Raw genomic sequence first — 17,196 nt, 5'->3', positions numbered from 1 at the left:
GCCGGTTATCTCCGGAGCGCTCCGCTGGCGTCGAATTGTGCTTCGCGGCCTTCCGTCTGGGCGCGGTACCAGTTCTCGCGGTGGGCGCACATGATCTTCTCGTGCACGCCGGCCGCGCCGGGGACGAACCGCCGGGTGAGTTCCATCGCGGTGATGAGCGGGAAGCGGACGATCGGGATGATCACCCAGGGAGGCACTTTCGGCATCGAGTACTTGCGTCGGGTGCCCGGCCCCATGAACATCGCCGAGTACACCGAGTTGATGCGGAAGTTGTAGTGCTCCCGCAGCCTCTTCAGACCGCGGTGCCCGTCGCGCGGGGCGAACGCCTGCGGGTAGGACTCGATGAGTTCCTTGCCGTGCTCACCCGAGTCGTACGAGCGGGAGATCACGGTGGTCATGAGCGCGCGGATGCTGTCGGCGATGGTCTCGGGGTACCACTGCATTCGCACCCCGAGCAGGTAGCCCATGTACTTCTGGAAGTGGATGAGCGCGCGGATCTCTCGCGGGGTGGTGTGGTAGCCGAGGGTCCACAGGGCAAGGCCCGGGGTGAGGCTGCCGGCGATGAGGGTGAGCAGCATGTAGGTCTGGCTGATCGGCAGTCCCCACTTGGCGATGTCCCATTCGGGGTGCTTCGCGACCCGCGAGCGCACCGACACGTGCATCACGCGGACCTTCAGCGCGGTGGCCCGTCCTTTCGAACCCGGGGCGAGCAGCGCGCCCGGTTCCGATACGTCGATCCAGAACCGGCAGGTCTCGAGGAAACGGCGCAGGGCGTTGTCGCCGGCATAGCCTCCGGCGAGTGACAGCGGTGTCGCGACGGCCGCTTCGGTGTAGATCTCGAGGGTTTCGGCGCCGGCGAAGCTGAACAGCATCGTGCCCCAGCGACGCCAGATCGCGGCGCCCTGCTCGACGAGTTCGGGCTGCACCCAGTCGGGCACGGTCTCGAACTCCTCGAAGAGCGCCTTCATCGCGTCGGGCACATCGTCGAGCGAGTCGATGCCGTCGACGAGTGCCTTGTCGAGCATCTCGCGGGTCTTCTTCGGTCCGAGTTCACCGTGGTAGACCTCGTCGACGAAGCGCTCCGCCGTGGGGTCGCCGCTGAACAGGTCGTTGCACAGGGCCCGGGCCTGTTCGTCGGTGGGCAGGAAGTCGAAGCCGGTGAGCCGTCGGACGAGGTTGCGGGTGCGCTTCACCCCGGGCTTCTCCAGCGCCTGCCAGTAGGGGAAGGCGCTCGGGCATCGGTCCTGTGCGGTGGTTCCGGGACTTGCGAGTGTTCGGGTCATGCCGATACCTCCTCGAGTACCGTTCGGCCGATCCACGCGACGAGCCGTCCGACGACGTCGGAGAGTCCGTCGGGTTGATCCACGAGATAGTGGTTGAGGTTCCGCATCTCGATCAGTTCGTTGTGGGTGCCCGCGAGCGCGTCGTACATCAGCCGCGAGTCCTCGGCGAAGGCCGCCTGGTCTCCGAGCAGACTCATCACCATCGTCGGGGTGGTGACGTTGCGGAGATCGGTGAGGGCGTCGGCGTGGGTGTGGTCGACGCTCCATGTGCTGAGCCAGCTGCGCACCGTGACGAAGCGGGCCAGGCCACCGGCGGCGATGTTGGCCGCCTTCGGATCTCCGTACATGGAGCCGAGTTCGCGGTCGCTCGGGTCGAGGTTCAGGTCGACGAAGCGCGGGTCCGCGACGGTGCGATGCACGACGAAGCCGCGATCGGAGGCGCCGGTGCGTTCGAGGTCGGCGAGCTGTTCGAGCGCCCAGGCGTCGATGCGGCGCATCCGTGTGAGCTGTGCGTCGCGGTAGCGCTGCACCCATTCGGGATCGAGCGGTGCGGTGCGACCGGGGGCGTAGAGGTCTAGATCCGGATCGGTGGCGTAGGGATCGGATTCGTCGGTGACCGCGCCGTCGATCCAGTGCCGGAGAACGCGTGCCCGGCCGGGGTGTGCGCCGACGAGCATCAGGGCGTCGGCCGGTCGCAGGTTCGCCTCGGCGAACGGTGCCGGGTCGCCCGCGGGTGTGGTCGTCACGGTCGGGTTCTGCGCCTGCGACTGGTAGAACGACGCGAGCGATCCACCGCCGCTGAACCCGAGCAGCACGACCTTCTCGAAGCCGAGTTCGTCGGCCATCCACCGCACTCCGGTGCCGAGGTCGAAGGCGGCCCGCTCCATCATGAGTGCCGGTTCGTTGGACGAGTAGCGGGTGTTGAGTCCCATTGCGGGGACGCCTGCTTCGGCGAAGGTGCGGAGCAGGAAGTGGCTCAGGAAGTTCGAGGCGGGGTGGCACATGACCACACCGACGTCCTTCGAGTACCCGGGTTGCGCGACGAGGTTGCCGTGCAGCGTCGGGTAGTGGCGACTGAGCCCGGAGTGCATCTCGACGCGACCGTCGTTCGCCGGCTCGTACGGGATGCGCTGGAAGTGGTCTCGGGTCGTGGTGGAACTGGTGGAAGTCATGTCACCGTCCGGTATTTGAGCATCATGTCGTGGTCTTCGTGGTCGAGGATGTGGCAGTGCCACACATATCCCTGCAGGTCGCCGCCTGCGGTGCCGGCAGTGCTGGCGGTGCCGGCAGTGTCACCGTGGCCGGCGTGATCACCGTGTCCGCTGTGCCCGGCGCGGTGCGGGTCGAAGGTGTGCACCTCGCGTGAGAACGTCGCGTCGGGGTCGAAACCGAGTTCGTCGGCCGTCGGGAAGTACGCGACGATGCGGGTCACCGAGTTCGGATCGCAGACGACCGTGTCCTTGTAGCCGGTCTCCCACGGCTCCGGTCCCCGCATCGGTTCGACGACGTACGGGTCGGGATCGGGCGTCCACTCGAGCCCGATGGGCGGCTGCGGCTGTCGCGCACACATCGCGAGGGTGTTGATCGCCTGCCGCCCCAGCACACGGAAGTGCACCAGGTGCAGGTGGATCGGGTGCGGGTCGGGCGTCGCGTTGACGATGTTCCACTGCTCGACGGTGCCCTGACGCGGCATCTCGATGTCGGTGCTGTGGTACATCAGGTTGTTCAGCGACATGATCGACGGCGGGATCCGCACCTCCGAGGGCTGGCTCAGCGACACGTTCCGCACGTTCTGCGGCGCCGGGATCGGCCCGACCACAGGTGGAAGGCCGGGGCCGCCGCGCAGCCGGTCCGGGACCGGTCCGGTGAAACCGCGGGTGGATTCGGCCCGGAACCGCATGAACAGCGGCATGAGCACGGCACCGATCTGCGCGGCCTGCGGTGCGGCGGGTTCGGAGTTGCGCAGTTCGACGGTGGCATCCGCCTCGAGCTGCGCGAAATCGACGAGCAGGTCCACGCGTTCGCCGGGCGACAGGCGCACGCGGGTCGTGGGGGCAGGGGCGTCGAGCAGGCCGCCCTCCATGCCGATCACCCAGAACGGCATGCCGTTGGAGAAGTGCAGGTCCCAGATGCTGAACGACGCGGCGTTGAGCAGCCGGACCCGGTAGAGACCTCGCGCGACCCGCGCCTCGGGCCAGATCCTTCCGTTGACGACGCCGACGTCGCCGACCGCGCCGCCCTCCCAGCGACCCTGCGGGACGATCGGGGTGGAGCGGATGCTCTGCGAACCGTCGCTGTTCACGATCTTCTCCTGCAGCACCAGATCGAGTTCGAACTCGCCGGTGGGCAGGCCCAGCGGGTTGCCGGGCAGTCCGGTGTCGTAGTCGTCGCGGAGCAGGTACATGCCGGCCAGTCCCGCGTAGGCGTTCAGGCGGGTGACGGCCATGGCGTGGTCGTGGTACCACAGCGTCGTCGCGTCCTGGCGGTTCGGGAAGCGGTACGTGAATCCCTGTCCGGGCCGGGAGATCTGCTCGGGGTTGCCGTCGAATTCCGGAGGCGTGACCCCACCGTGCAGGTGCATCGAGGTGGGGACGTCGGTGCGGTCGCGTTCGCTCAGACCGTGCAGCGAGGTGTCGAAGTCGACGGCGAAGGGATGCGCGTCGATGCGGTTGCGGTACTCGATCGACGTCTCCTGCCCGCGGTGCGCCACGAGAGTCGGTCCGCCGTAGGTGTTGTCGCCGTAGGCGAGGGCGGGACCGGGCGGAAGGTCGCGGTGGAAGCTGTGCATCGTGCTGACGGCGTCGATCCGGTAGGACGACGAGTCCAGACGCGGCAGGAGGGGAAGGTCGTCGACGAAGGGTTCGAGTCGTGGGGAGCGGAACAGCAGGGGGCGGGACATGTCCGGCCCGTCCGCGAACGCTCGGCCGCCGAGAAGCACCACACCGGTTCCTGCGGCGAGCCCGGCGAGAAGGGTTCTACGGGTGAGTCTCTGCATGACGCGGCTTTCTGTGTTCCGGATCGGGAGTCGATGCGGACAGTCATCGTGACCGCCGCCACAGTACCATACGGTATGGTTTGGTCAATAGTGCGCACGGAGGAGTGCAGATGACTCGATTCCCCTGGTCGGTGATGGTTTCGGCGGTCGCTGTTCCCACCGTCGGCATGGTGGCACCGGCACCCGCAGCTGCCGATCCGAACACTGCACCGTGCCCCGCCGAGGACGCCGCGGTGGTGCTCGTCCACGACCTCGCGAGCACTCCGGACGTGTGGTCCGATCTGCGCGCCGACCTCACCGGCGCCGGCTTCTGCACCGTCCCGGTGACCTGGGGCGAACCGACGGGCACCGACGTCCCGCTCCCCCTCGCCGGCATGCGCGGGGTCGACGCGGGCGCACGCGACCTGACCGACGCCCTGGACGAGCTGTGCGGGCAGCGATCGCGATGCACGGTCGACGTCGTGGGCCCACGGCGCGGGTTCCCTCGTCACCCAGCGATATCTGCAGGCTCACAGCACCGATCGGGTCCGGTCGCTGACCACGCTCGGTGCCATGTGGCACGGCACGGAGATCGCCGGACTGGCCGCCGCCGAGCAGATCAGCCGCGACCTCGGCACCTATGACGCGGTCCTCGCCCTCGAGAAGCCGCTCGTCGACCCCCTGTGCGCCGGATGCCGCGAGATCATCGCCGGATCGGATCTCCTCCGCGACCTGCATGCGCGCGGCCTGCCCACGACCGGGATCGACTACACCGACATCGTCTCCCGCTGCGACGGACTCGTCGTCCCACCCGAGAACGGCGCGCTACCCACCTCGACCGTGGTCACGCTGCCCGGGCCGGATTCGTCACCATGCGTTCACCATTGGGCACTCCCCCACGACGGCTCGGCACGCGAAGCCGTCCTCACGGCACTGCCCGGTTCGGGCATGTAGTCTCGATTTCGGATCCGATCGAGACGAGGTGACCATCCGTGGCAGAGCAACCGGCGAGGAGTGGTCGCCGGTCGAGCAGACGACCACGGCTGTCCCTCGACGACTGGACCGAAGCGGGTCTGCGCCTGCTCGTCTCCGAAGGACGCAGCGCCGTGAAGATCTCGCGACTGTGCGACGACCTCGGAGTCACCAAAGGTAGCTTCTACTGGCACTTCTCCGACATCGACGACCTGATGAAGGCCATCGCCACCCGCTACACCTCGCAGGACAACGACGCCGCCCGCGGTCTGACGAGCCTCGAGGAACTGCCGGTCGATGAACGGCTCGCCCACATGGGTGCGATGCTCGTCGACGAACGCGCCTGGGAGGCCGAGGTCGCGGTGCGCGAGTGGGCGCGCAGCGATCCGCAGGTCGCCGAGTCGGTCCGCGCACTCGACCAGCGCATCATGGCCGTCGTCCGAAACTGTTTCCTCGAACTGGGTTTCGACGAGGAAGAGGCAGAACTGCGTGCCGGCACCCTCGTCTACGCGGGCATCGGCTTCCTCTACGGCCGCGACAGTCTGCCCTCCCCCACGGCCACGCAGATCCAGGAGCTGTTGAAGATCCTGGTCCGCCGCTGATCCCTGTCCGGCGCCGCTCCCGAAACGGGACGATGCCCGGGGCTGATCACTCCGCCCCGGGCACCTGCCACCCCACCACTGTGGTCCTGTCTAGCGCGCCTCGTTCAGCCGCTCGACCGCCTCGTCGTAGCCCCGGACGAGTTCGGCCATGATCTCCGCGACGGGACGGATCTCGTTCATCCGCCCCACCACCTGCCCGACCGGCATCGCGACGGCCTCGGGGTCATCGGCCGCCGACATGCGCTGATGCGCCTCGCTCACCAGGATGTTCTGTAGCGGCATCGGCAGCGGTTCGGGCGCATCGGGTTTCGACCACGCCTCCGTCCACTTGGTCTTGAGCAGACGCGCGGGCTTTCCCGAATAGATCCGCGACCGCACGGTGTCGGACGAGCTCGCTCCGAGCAACGCGCGCTGGATCGACGACGGACCGTGCGCGGCCGCCCCGAGCTTGTACTCCGAGGTGGTGAGCCAGTACGAACCCATCCACACACCGGAGGCGCCGAGGGCCAGCGCCGCCGCGACCTGCCGTCCCGATCCCACACCGCCGGCGGCGAGCACTGCCGCGGAATCGCCGAGCGCATCGACGATTTCGGGCCACAGCACCATCGATGCGATCTCACCCGTGTGCCCGCCGGCCTCGTAGCCCTGCGCGATCACGATGTCGACACCGTTCTCGACGTGCCGCTTCGCGTGCTCGACCGCACCCGCGAGTGCCGCGACCGGCACTCCCTTCTCGTGCGCGAGGTCGATGACGTCCTTCGGCGGCGACCCCAGGGCGTTGGCGATCAGGGCGGGCCGGTGCGCGAGGGCCACGTCGACGTGCGAACGCGCGACCGAATGCAGCCAGCCCAGAACACCGCTCGCCTCGCCGACGTCGTCGGACAGCGGCGGCACACCGAGTTCTTCGAGCGTGCGGTTGACGAAGGCACGGTGTTCGGCGGGGATCAGTTTGTCGAGGTCCACCGCGGTGCCCTCGGTGGGCACCTTGGCGGGCATCACGATGTCGACGCCGTACGGTTTGCCGTCGGTGTTCTCGTCCATCCAGGTCAGGACGGCGTCGAGTTCCTCCGGGTCGTTGAACCGCACACACCCGAGGACGCCGAGTCCGCCCGCGCGGCTGATCGCCGCCGCGACGTGTTCGGAAGGTGTGAATCCGAAGATCGGATACTCGATACCGAACTTCTTGCTGAGGCCGGTCTGCATGCGTCCTTCTATCCCGTCGCCGCGGCGCCGTTGCCGTCGCCGTTGTTGTAGACCTCGTCGGCCGGACGCAATCCGGTCTGGTCCTTGGCCCACCGGTAGTCGGGCTTGCCGGCCGGCGACCGCTTGATCTCGTCGACGAACCACACCGCGCGCGGCACCTTGTACCCTGCGATCTTCGACCGTGCCGTCGTCATGAGTTCGTCGAGCGTCGTCTGCTCGCCCTCGCGCAGGGCGACGACGGCGGAGACCCGCTCGCCGAAGCGCTCGTCCGGCACACCGACCACCAGGGCGTCGAAGACCGCCGGGTGCTGCTTGAGTGCGCCCTCGACCTCTTCGGGGTAGACCTTCTCGCCGCCGCTGTTGATCGAGACCGAACCGCGGCCGAGCATCGTGACGGTGCCGTCACCCTCGACGCGCGCGTAGTCGCCGGGGATCGAGTAGCGGATCCCGTTGTACTCGCGGAAGGTCGCCTTGGTCTTGGCTTCGTCCTTGTAGTAGCCGAGCGGGATGTTGCCGGTGCGCGCGACCATGCCGACCTTGCCGGAACCCGGTTCGATCGGGTTGCCGTCGTCGTCGAGGACGGTGGTCGATTCGTCGATCTTCACCGTGGGTCCGCCACCGAGGGTCTTGCCCTTCTCGGCGATACCGATGCCGCCGAAGCCGGTCTCGGACGAACCGATGGAGTCGGTGATGACCTTGCCGGGCAGCAGGTCGAGGAAGCGGTCCTTGATGGACGGGGAGAACAGAGCGGCGCTCGACGCCATGGCGAACAGGGTCGAGAGGTCGTAAGGCTGACCGGTCTTCGGGTTGCCCTCCTCGAGTGCGTCGAGCATGGGGCGGGCCATCGCGTCGCCGGTGATGAAGATGACGTTGACCTTGTGGTCGTCGATGATGCGCCACACCTCGTGGCCCGAGAACTCGGGGTGCATGATGACCTTGCCACCGCTGAACAGCGACTGGAACAGCGCCCACTGGGCGCCACCGTGGATCATCGGCGGGATGGGATAGCGCACGAGGCCGGGATTCTCGGCGCCCTCCTTCGCCAGCTGCCATTCGTCCTTGACCCACTCGCCGGTCATGAAGTTGATGCCGCCACCGAGGACACGCCAGACGTCCTCGTGACGCCACATCACGCCCTTGGGGTGGCCGGTGGTGCCACCGGTGTAGAGGATGTAGATGTCGTCGGCGCTGCGGTCTTCGAAGTCGCGTTCCGGCGAGCTCTGCGCCAGTGCCGCTTCGTATTCGATGCCACTATAGGCCGAGAAGTCGACGTCGGTGCCGTCCTCGACCACCACGACGGTCTTCACCAGCGGTGTGCTCGGGAGGACGTTCGCCACCTTGTCGGAGTACCGGCGCTCGTGGATGAGGGCCACCATGTCGGAGTTGTCGAAGATGTACTGCAACTCGTTCTCGACATAGCGGTAGTTGACGTTGATCATGATGGCGCGGATCTTGAAGACCGCGATCATCGCCTCTACGGCCTCGATGGTGTTCCGGGAGTAGATGCCGACCTTGTCGCCCGGCTCCACTCCTTGTTTGCGCAGGTAATGAGCAATTCGGTTGGCTCGTTCCTCCAGCTGTGCGTAGGTGACCTCACGTCCGTCCGAGGCCAGCGCGACGCGCTCGGGAACGAGGTCGATTGCGTGTTCGACGAGGTCTGCGATGTTTAGGGCCACGCTGACAAAAGTAGAACGTGTTACCGTTTCTGACAAGACCCGAATATGATCCAGTTCACAACACCGCGAGGAGTCCTGCCAGTGTCCGCTACCGAAGCCCCCGGCGCAGCCGATTCGGACATCTCGTCCCGCGAACCGCACTGCCTCGTCGAGCAACGCGGTCACGTCCTGATCGTCACGCTCAATCGTCCCGAAGCACGAAATGCGCTGTCCGGCGAGATGATGGCGATCATGAACGAGGCGTGGGACCGCGTCGACAACGATCCCGAGATCCGCGTCGCGATCCTCACCGGCGCCGGTGGCGCGTTCTGCGCGGGAGCCGATCTCAAGGCGATGAATGCAGCGCCTCCCGGAGACAAGTTCGAGCAGGGCGAGGGGAGCAACGGCGGTGGGTGGGATCTCAGCCGGCTCCCCGCACTGCTGAAGGGCCGCCGCCTGACGAAGCCGCTCATCGCGGCCGTCGAGGGCGCCGCGATCGCCGGCGGCACCGAGATCCTGCAGGGCACCGACATCCGCGTCGCCGGCGAGAGCGCGAAATTCGGCGTCTCCGAGGCGAAGTGGGGACTGTTCCCGCTCGGCGGATCCGCCGTGCGCCTCGTCCGGCAGATCCCGTACACGATCGCCGCCGACATCCTGCTCACCGGCCGCCACATCAAGGCCGCCGAGGCCAAGGAGATCGGGCTCATCGGTTACGTCGTCCCCGACGGCACCGCACTCGACAAGGCCCTCGAGATCGCCGAGACGATCGCGAACAACGGCCCGGTCGCCGTGCAGGCCATCCTCCGGACCATCCGCGACTCGGAAGGTCTGCACGAGGAGGAGGCGTTCCGAATCGACGCCGAGCTCGGTGCCGCCGTCTTCAAGAGCGCCGACGCCAAGGAGGGTCCGCGGGCGTTCGCCGAGAAGCGTGCCCCGAAGTTCACCGGTTCCTGACCTGCGCTGCTGTGGACCGCGCTCCCATCCGTGAGAGCGCGGTCACAGTCATGTCATTAGCTCTGCTACATTGCCCGCTGTGACCCACAACACAGGGCCACAGCGTTCGCCGAGGTAATGAGGAGCCCCATGTATCCAGGAGTCCACGCCCGCACCGCCCCGGACAAGCTCGCCGTCGTCCTGGCCGACAGTGGCCGGAGCCTGACCTACCGCGAACTCGACGACCGGTCGGCGGCGCTCGCCCGAGTGCTGCACGATGCCGGGCTCCGCCCCGGCGACGTCGTCGCCCTCCTCACCGAGAACCGGCCGGAGGCATTCGAGGTGTTCTGGGCCGCAATGCGGTCCGGGCTGTACATCACGGCGGTCAACAGCCACCTCACCGCCGGCGAGGTGGCGTACATCGTGGAGGACAGCGGCGCGAAGGCCCTGATCGTCTCGGCGACGCTGGGTGAGCTTTCCGAACAGGTCGGCGAGAAGGTCACGATCGGTTCCGCGCGACTCGCGTTCGGCGGCGCCGTGCGCGGTTTCGAGTCGTACGAGGACGCCCTCGCCGGGGCCGGTCCGCGGCTCGAGGAGGAACCGTGCGGCGCCATCATGCTGTACTCGTCCGGAACCACGGGCTTCCCCAAGGGAATCCAGCCGGATCTCCCGGAACGTCGCGTCGACGAACCCGGTGAGCCGCTGGTGACGGTGGCGCAGTTCCTCTTCGGCCTCACCGACTCCGACGTCTACTACTCCCCCGCCCCGATCTATCACGCAGCGCCTCTGCGCTGGGGTGGAGCGATCCACGCGCTCGGCGGCACGGTGGTCCTCGCCGAGAAGTTCGACGCCGAGACCGCGCTCCGGCACATCGAGGAGCACAAGATCACCGCCGGGCAGATGGTGCCGACGATGTTCGTCCGCATGCTCAAGCTCGACGACGAGATCCGTGCCCGCCACGACCTGTCGAGTCTGCGCGTGCTCGTCCACGCCGCCGCGCCGTGCCCGCCGGAGGTCAAGCGGTCGATGATCGACTGGCTCGGACCGGTGATCTACGAGTACTACAGCTCCACCGAGGCCAACGGGATCACGTTCATCAACAGCCAGGAATGGCTCGAACACCCGGGTTCGGTCGGCAAGAGCGTGCTCGGGCCCGCGCACATCTGCGACGAGGAAGGGCGGGAACTCCCGGCCGGTGAGGTGGGGACCATCTACCTCGAGTACGAGAAGGTTCCGTTCTCGTACCACAACGATCCCGAGAAGACCGCGGCGTCGCAGCATCCCGAGCATCCCACCTGGACCACGGTCGGCGACCTCGGTTATCTCGACGAGGACGGTTATCTGTATCTGACCGACCGCAAGTCGTTCACGATCATCTCCGGCGGAGTGAACATCTATCCGCAGGAGATCGAGAACGTGCTCGCCCTGCACCCGGCCGTCGAGGACGTCGCCGTCATCGGCGTACCCCATCCGGAGATGGGTGAGGAGGTCAAGGCCGTCGTGCAGGTGTCGTCCGGTGCCACCGCATCACCCGATCTCGCCGACGACCTCATCGCGTACGTCCGCGAGCGGGTCGCCCACTTCAAGGTGCCGCGGTCGGTGGACTTCGTCGACGAACTGCCCCGCACCCCCACGGGCAAGCTGGTGAAGGGCAAGCTGAAGGCCGCCTACGCTTCTTGATGCCACACGCGGCGGGCGGAAGCCGTCCTCACGGAACGGTTTCCGCCCGCTGTCGCGCTCAGCACAGCACCACGGTCCAGCGCAGCACCACGGTCTAGCGCAGCACCACGTCGGCGATCGTGCGAACCTGGTCGACGTCGCGGCAACCGACCAGCAGCATCGTCACGCCGGCCTCCTCCCAGCGCTTCACACCCTCGCGCACCTCGTCGGCGTTCCCGACGATCATCGTCTCGGTGATCATCTCGTCCGGGATCGCGGCCGCAGCCTCGTCCTTGCGACCGGCACGGAACAGCGCGGTCACCTCCTCGACCACGGCGTCGTACCCCATCCGCCGATAGACCTGCGCGTGGAAGTTCAATTCCGGCGCGCCCATTCCCCCGACGTACAGCGCCGTCACCGGTTTCATCGCCGCGATGGTCGCCGCGCGGTCGTCGGTGACGACCACCTGGCAGGTCGCGGCGATCTCGAAGTCCTCGCGGGTGCGCCGGGCACCCGGCCGGGCGAACCCCTCGTCGAGCCACTCGTCGTACATCGACGCCAGTCGCGGGGTGTAGTAGATCGCAAGCCAGCCGTCGGCGATCTCGGCGGTGAGCGCGACGTTCTTCGGGCCTTCGGCACCGATCCAGATCGGGATGTCCGACCGCAACGGATGCGTGATGGGCTTGAGCGGTTTGCCGAGCCCGGTGGAGCCGGCGCCCGCACAGGGCAGCGGGAAGTGCGGTCCGTCGCTGGTCACCGGTTCTTCGCGCGCGAGCACCTTGCGGATCACGTCGACGTACTCGCGGGTGCGCGCGAGCGGCTTCGCGAACGGTTGCCCGTACCAGCCCTCCACCACCTGCGGCCCCGAGACGCCGAGGCCGAGGATGTGCCGGCCACCCGAGAGGTGATCGAGCGTGAGCGCGTGCATCGCGCAACTCGTCGGTGTGCGTGCGGAGATCTGCACGACGGACGTGCCGAGCCGCACCCTTTCGGTGGACGAACCCCACCAGGCGAGCGGAGTGAACGCGTCGGACCCCCACGATTCGGCGGCGAAGACGGCGTCGAATCCTTCGGCCTCGGCCGCAGCAACGAGTTCCGGTGCGTTCGGGGGTGGCTGGGCACCCCAGTAACCGAGTTGCAGTCCCAGTTTCATTGGACGCCTTTCCTGTCGGACGAATCGCGGCGAGGTGCAGTTCGCGCGCCGCTCTTGCCAGCAACACTAGAACCTGTTCTACTCGAAATTGTGAGCCTGGGAAAGAGCGCGGTTGCCGAGCCACCGCTGAGCGCACCGCTGAATCTGAAGTTCGACTACACACGATCCACCGGGCCGACCGTCGGAGCCTTCGTCACCGGACTGCGCGACGGCCGCATTCTCGGCGCGCGCGGATCCGACGGACGGGTCCTCGTCCCGCCCCCCGAATTCGACGCGGTCACCCATGAACCGCTCACCGATTTCGTCGAGGTCGGGCAGACCGGCACCGTGGTGAGCTGGACGTGGAACGCCGAGCCGTTGCCCGGACAGCCGTTCGACCGGCCGTTCGCGTGGGCGCTGATCCGTCTCGACGGAGCCGACACGACGCTGCTGCACGCCGTCGACGTCGCGTACCCGGACGAGATCGGGGCGGGTCTGCGTGTGCGCGTGCGCTGGGCGGCCGAGCGCACCGGCGAGATCCACGACATCGAGGCCTTCGAACCCGGCGAGTCGACCCTCACCGTGGAAGCGGCCGACGGTGAACCGGTCACCATGATCACCACCCCCGTCGACCTGCACTACCGCCATTCGGCCTCCCCCGAGGAGTCCTGGTACCTGCGCGGGCTGAAGGAGGGGAAGATCATCGGTGGTCGCACCGGCCCCGGCGGGAAGGTCTACGTGCCGCCGCGCGGCGCGAGCCCGACCGACGGCGTGCCCACCAAGGAACCGGTGGAGGTGCCCGACAAGGGCATCGTCACCACCTTCTGCATCGTCAACGTCCCGTTCATGGGCCAGCAGATCAAGCCACCCTACGTCGCCGCCTACGTGCTGCTCGACGGCGCCGACATCCCGTTCCTGCACCTGATCCTCGAATGCGACGCCTCCGAGGTACGAATGGGCATGCGCGTCGAGGCCAAGTGGCGTCCGCGTGAGGAGTGGGACCACACGCTGCGCAACATCGAGTACTTCCGGCCCACCGGTGAACCCGACGCCGACTACGACACCTTCAAACACCACCTCTAGGAGCAGCGGACACCATGACAGACATTGCAGTCGTCGGCTTCGCGCATGCTCCGCACGTGCGCGAGACGTTCGGCACCACCAACGGCGTCGAGATGCTCGTCCCGTGCTTCCAGGAGCTGTACGACAAGCTCGGCATCACCAAGTCCGACATCGGATTCTGGTGCTCGGGTTCCTCCGATTACCTTGCCGGACGCGCTTTCTCGTTCATCTCGGCGATCGACGCGATCGGCGCGGTCCCGCCCATCAACGAGTCGCACGTCGAGATGGACGCAGCCTGGGCGCTCTACGAGGCGTGGGTCAAGCTCATCACCGGCGAGGTCGACACCGCCCTCGTGTACGGCTTCGGCAAGTCCTCGGCCGGCACCCTGCGGCGCACACTCTCCCTGCAGCTCGATCCGTACCTCGTGGCACCGCTCGGCGTCGACTCCGTCTCGCTCGCCGGTCTGCAGGCCCGCATGGGTCTCGACTCCGGCAAGTGGACCGACCGCGAGATGGCCGAGGTCGCGGTGCGCAGTCGCGCGGCCGCGAAGAACAACCCGAAGGCCCAGCTCTCGGGCGATCTCGACATCGAGGACCTGCTCTCGCAGCCGTACATCGCCGACCCGCTGCGCAAGCACGACTGCGCTCCGGTCACCGACGGTGCCGCCGCGATCGTCCTCGCGAGCGGCGACCGGGCCCGCGAGCTGTGCGAGAACCCCGCGTGGATCACCGGGATCGAACACCGCACCGACTCACCGAACTTCGGCTCGCTCGATCTCACGGTGTCGACCTCCGCACGGGCCGCCGCGCAGGCGGTCACCGGTGGCGACACCGCCTTCGACGTCGCCGAACTGCACGCGCCGTTCACGCACCAGGAGCTCATCCTCCGCGAGGCGATCGGCCTGGACGATTCGACGACGATCAACCCGTCCGGCGGACCGCTGACGGGCAACCCGATGTTCTCCGGCGGTCTCGAGCGCATCGGTTACGCAGCGCAGGCGATCATGGACGGCACGGCCGGACGTGCACTCGCGCATGCGACGAGTGGTGCTGTGCTGCAACAGAATCTGGTAGCCGTTCTGGAGGGACGCAACTGATGGCGAAGCAACCCGCAGCTGTCCTCGGAACCGGGCAGACCCACTACGTCGCCAAGCGGCACGACGTGTCGATGTCCGGCCTCGTCCGCGAGGCGATCGACCGCGCCATGGCGGACGCCCAGGTGGGCTGGGACGACATCGACGCCGTCGTGATCGGCAAGGCCCCCGACCTGTTCGAGGGCGTCATGATGCCCGAACTGTCGATGGTCGACGCCATCGGCGCCACGGGCAAGCCGATGCTGCGCGTGCACACCGCCGGGTCCGTCGGGGGTTCGACGGCGAACGTCGCGGCAAGCCTCGTCCAAGCCGGTGTGCACCGCCGGGTGCTCGCGGTGGCCTGGGAGAAGCAGTCCGAGTCGAACGCGATGTGGGCGCTGTCCACACCGGTCCCGTTCACCATGCCGGTCGGTGCCGGCGCGGGCGGCTACTTCGCACCGCACGTCCGTTCGTACATCCGCCGGTCCGGCGCGCCCGAACACATCGGGGCGATGGTCGCCGTCAAGGACCGTCTCAACGGCGCGAAGAATCCGTACGCGCATCTGAAGCAGCCCGACATCACGCTCGAGAAGGTGCAGGCCTCGCAGATGCTGTGGGATCCGATCCGGTACGACGAGACGTGCCCGTCGTCCGACGGTGCGTGCGCGGTCGTACTCGGCGACGAGGACACCGCGAAGGCCACCGAGCAGGCGGGCCGCAAGGTGGCCTGGATCCACGCCACCGCGATGCGCACCGAACCGACCACCTATGCCGGTCGCGACCAGGTCAATCCGGAGGCCGGTCGCATCGCCGCCGCGGCGCTGTGGAAGCAGGCCGGTATCACCGATCCGCTCACCGAGATCGACTGCGCCGAGATCTACGTGCCGTTCTCGTGGTTCGAGCCGATGTGGCTCGAGAATCTCGGTTTCACTCCTGAGGGTTCGGGCTGGAAGCTCACCGAGGCCGGCGCGACGGCCATCGGCGGCCAGTTGCCGATCAACATGTCCGGCGGCGTGCTCTGCTCCAACCCGATCGGCGCGTCGGGCATGATCCGCTTCGCCGAGGCCGCGATCCAGGTGATGGGCAAGGCGGGAGACCACCAGGTGGACGGTGCCCGCAAGGCACTCGGACACGCCTACGGCGGTGGCTCGCAGTACTTCTCCATGTGGGTCGTGGGCTCCGACCGGCCCACGAACTAGGAGGCGGGCATGGTCTCGTTCACCGTCGGGGTCGCAATGACCCCGCTCGACCAGCTCACCGGCATCGCGCAGACCGCCGAGGAATGCGGATACACCTCGATCGCCCTGCCCGACTCCCTGTTCTACATGGAGAAGCAGACGGTCGACTATCCGTACACCCCCGACGGTTCGCGGATGTGGACGCCCGACACCCCGTGGGTCGATCCGCTCATCGCCGCGGCGTCCATGGCGGCCGCCACGTCGACGATCCGGTTCTACACGCAGGTGCTCAAGCTCGGCTCGCGCAATCCGGTGCTGCTGGCCCGGCAGGTCGGTTCGGTCGCCAACCTCACCGGCAACCGGTTCGGTCTCGGTGTCGGGATCGGATGGGCGCCGGAGGAATTCGAGTGGTGCGGCGTCCCGTACGCCAAGCGCGGCAAGCGCGTGGACGAGATGATCGACGTGCTCAAGCTGATCCTCGGCGGCGGCATGGTCGAGCACCACGGCGAGTTCTACGATTTCGACCGGCTCCAGATGAGCCCCGCCCCCACCGAACCGGTGCCGTTCTACGTCGGTGGGCACACCGATGTGGCACTGCGGCGCGCGGCCAGGGTCGGGGACGGGTGGACGTCGGCGATGATCGAGTACGACGATCTCGTCGAGGTCATCACCCGACTGCGCGAGTTGCGCGCCGAGTACGGCCGCAGCGACGAGCCGTTCGAGATCCAGGCCGTGTGCGTCGACAGGTTCGGCAGCTCCGGTTATGCCGAACTCGCCGACGCCGGGGTCACCGACATCATCGTGGTGCCGTGGATCTTCGACGGGCACGGATTCGACTCGCCACTCGAGGCGAAGCAGGAATCGCTGCGGAAGTTCGCCGACAAGTACATCCACGGAAAGGACGCGGCATGAGCGAGGAACATCCGGCGCGCGTGGCGGCCCGGGCGTCGCAGACGGCGGCGAGCGGGAAACGCAAGGACGAGTGGCTCGCACTGTTCGCCGAGGATGCGTGCGTCGAGGATCCCGTCGGCCCGTCCGGTTTCGATCCCGAGGGCAAGGGACACCACGGCCACGAGGCGATCGCGAAGTTCTACGACATGACCATCGCGAACACCGACAAGCTCGAGTTCCTCGTCGACGACGTGCTGGTGTGCGGCAGCGAGTGCGTCAACATCGGCACGATCCGCACCACGATGGCGGGCAATCTCATCGACGCGGAGGGCGTGTTCGTCTACCGGGTCGACGACGACGGGAAGATCGTGTCGCTGCGTGCGTTCTGGGAAGTGGATCGCGCGATGAAGACTCTGCGACCGGTCTCGTAGCATCGGCGGTATGCCGACCGCCGGAATCGTTCTCGCAGCAGGGGACGGCTCGCGGTTGGGTGGGCGCGCGAAGGCGCTGCTCCCCCACCGTGGCCGTCCCCTGCTGCATACCGTCGTCGATGCGCTGCTCGGCGGCGGCTGCGACGAC

16 protein-coding genes are annotated in these 17,196 nt (G+C 67.6%); 10 read left to right on the top strand and 6 right to left on the bottom strand.

The features are described from left to right. Positions 1-5: 5 nt before the first annotated feature. Genes ACLBYD_RS26100 through ACLBYD_RS26090 form a run of 3 tightly spaced genes read right to left on the bottom strand, consistent with a single transcriptional unit; the run spans position 6 to position 4,278 of the window. Positions 6-1,283 carry an oxygenase MpaB family protein gene (locus ACLBYD_RS26100; protein WP_447818697.1) on the bottom strand — a complete coding sequence of 426 codons (1,278 nt, stop codon included), beginning with the start codon at positions 1,281-1,283 and terminating at the stop codon, positions 6-8. Continuing rightward, a complete protein-coding gene (locus ACLBYD_RS26095) occupies positions 1,280-2,455 on the bottom strand; it encodes an alpha/beta hydrolase (RefSeq protein WP_447818696.1) in 1,176 nt (391 codons plus the stop codon). Before ACLBYD_RS26095 ends, ACLBYD_RS26100 begins: the two co-directional genes overlap by 4 nt. Then, positions 2,452-4,278, bottom strand: a complete 1,827-nt coding sequence (locus tag ACLBYD_RS26090) for a multicopper oxidase family protein (RefSeq protein WP_447818695.1) — start codon at positions 4,276-4,278, stop codon at positions 2,452-2,454. Before ACLBYD_RS26090 ends, ACLBYD_RS26095 begins: the two co-directional genes overlap by 4 nt. A gap of 552 nt (positions 4,279-4,830) precedes the next feature. Between ACLBYD_RS26090 and ACLBYD_RS26085 the strand changes: the two genes are divergently transcribed. Both ACLBYD_RS26085 and ACLBYD_RS26080 read left to right on the top strand, forming a co-directional pair. After that, positions 4,831-5,211 carry a hypothetical protein gene (locus tag ACLBYD_RS26085; protein WP_447818694.1) on the top strand — a complete coding sequence of 127 codons (381 nt, stop codon included), beginning with the start codon at positions 4,831-4,833 and terminating at the stop codon, positions 5,209-5,211. A 38-nt stretch (positions 5,212-5,249) separates the two neighbouring features. Next, entirely contained in the window at positions 5,250-5,831 is a 582-nt protein-coding gene (locus tag ACLBYD_RS26080) for a TetR/AcrR family transcriptional regulator (RefSeq protein ID WP_447818693.1), read from the top strand. A gap of 90 nt (positions 5,832-5,921) precedes the next feature. On the opposite strand, the gene ACLBYD_RS26075 is transcribed toward ACLBYD_RS26080, so the two are convergent. Both ACLBYD_RS26075 and ACLBYD_RS26070 read right to left on the bottom strand, forming a co-directional pair. Further along, positions 5,922-7,034 (bottom strand): NAD(P)H-dependent flavin oxidoreductase, encoded by a 1,113-nt coding sequence (locus ACLBYD_RS26075; protein WP_447818692.1) that lies wholly within the window; start codon positions 7,032-7,034, stop codon positions 5,922-5,924. 8 nt (positions 7,035-7,042) lie between these two features. Then, positions 7,043-8,710, bottom strand: a complete 1,668-nt coding sequence (locus tag ACLBYD_RS26070) for an acyl-CoA synthetase (protein WP_447818691.1) — start codon at positions 8,708-8,710, stop codon at positions 7,043-7,045. A 45-nt stretch (positions 8,711-8,755) separates the two neighbouring features. On the opposite strand from ACLBYD_RS26070, the gene ACLBYD_RS26065 reads away from it, so the two are divergent. Next, positions 8,756-9,643, top strand: coding sequence for a crotonase/enoyl-CoA hydratase family protein (locus ACLBYD_RS26065; protein ID WP_447818690.1), 888 nt, complete (start codon positions 8,756-8,758; stop codon positions 9,641-9,643). 129 nt (positions 9,644-9,772) lie between these two features. Continuing rightward, positions 9,773-11,302: an AMP-binding protein gene (locus ACLBYD_RS26060; protein ID WP_447818689.1), complete on the top strand. Its 1,530-nt coding sequence runs from the start codon at positions 9,773-9,775 to the stop codon at positions 11,300-11,302. A gap of 94 nt (positions 11,303-11,396) precedes the next feature. Here ACLBYD_RS26060 and ACLBYD_RS26055 read toward each other — a convergent pair whose 3' ends face one another. Next, the gene (locus tag ACLBYD_RS26055; protein WP_447818688.1) at positions 11,397-12,434 is read right to left on the bottom strand and encodes an LLM class F420-dependent oxidoreductase; all 1,038 of its coding nucleotides are present in this window, start codon (positions 12,432-12,434) and stop codon (positions 11,397-11,399) included. A 90-nt stretch (positions 12,435-12,524) separates the two neighbouring features. Here ACLBYD_RS26055 and ACLBYD_RS26050 point away from each other — a divergent pair, with 90 nt between their 5' ends. The 6 genes from ACLBYD_RS26050 to ACLBYD_RS26025 form a co-directional block, all read left to right on the top strand. After that, the gene (locus tag ACLBYD_RS26050; protein ID WP_447818687.1) at positions 12,525-13,496 is read left to right on the top strand and encodes a Zn-ribbon domain-containing OB-fold protein; all 972 of its coding nucleotides are present in this window, start codon (positions 12,525-12,527) and stop codon (positions 13,494-13,496) included. A 14-nt stretch (positions 13,497-13,510) separates the two neighbouring features. Further along, on the top strand, positions 13,511-14,572 hold the full coding sequence (locus ACLBYD_RS26045) for a thiolase domain-containing protein (protein ID WP_447818686.1): 1,062 nt from the start codon (positions 13,511-13,513) through the stop codon (positions 14,570-14,572). After that, on the top strand, positions 14,572-15,747 hold the full coding sequence (locus tag ACLBYD_RS26040) for a thiolase domain-containing protein (protein WP_447818685.1): 1,176 nt from the start codon (positions 14,572-14,574) through the stop codon (positions 15,745-15,747). Before ACLBYD_RS26045 ends, ACLBYD_RS26040 begins: the two co-directional genes overlap by 1 nt. A gap of 9 nt (positions 15,748-15,756) precedes the next feature. Beyond that, positions 15,757-16,638: a TIGR03619 family F420-dependent LLM class oxidoreductase gene (locus ACLBYD_RS26035; protein ID WP_447818684.1), complete on the top strand. Its 882-nt coding sequence runs from the start codon at positions 15,757-15,759 to the stop codon at positions 16,636-16,638. After that, entirely contained in the window at positions 16,635-17,048 is a 414-nt protein-coding gene (locus ACLBYD_RS26030; protein WP_060653735.1) for a nuclear transport factor 2 family protein, read from the top strand. The genes ACLBYD_RS26035 and ACLBYD_RS26030 overlap by 4 nt, the downstream gene beginning before the upstream one ends. A 10-nt stretch (positions 17,049-17,058) precedes the next feature. Next, positions 17,059-17,196: NTP transferase domain-containing protein (locus ACLBYD_RS26025; protein WP_447818711.1), on the top strand; the 138-nt coding region annotated here is incomplete at its 3' end.

Source organism: Rhodococcus sp. C26F (assembly GCF_053345925.1).
This window is presented reverse-complemented; position numbering and strand designations above follow the sequence as displayed.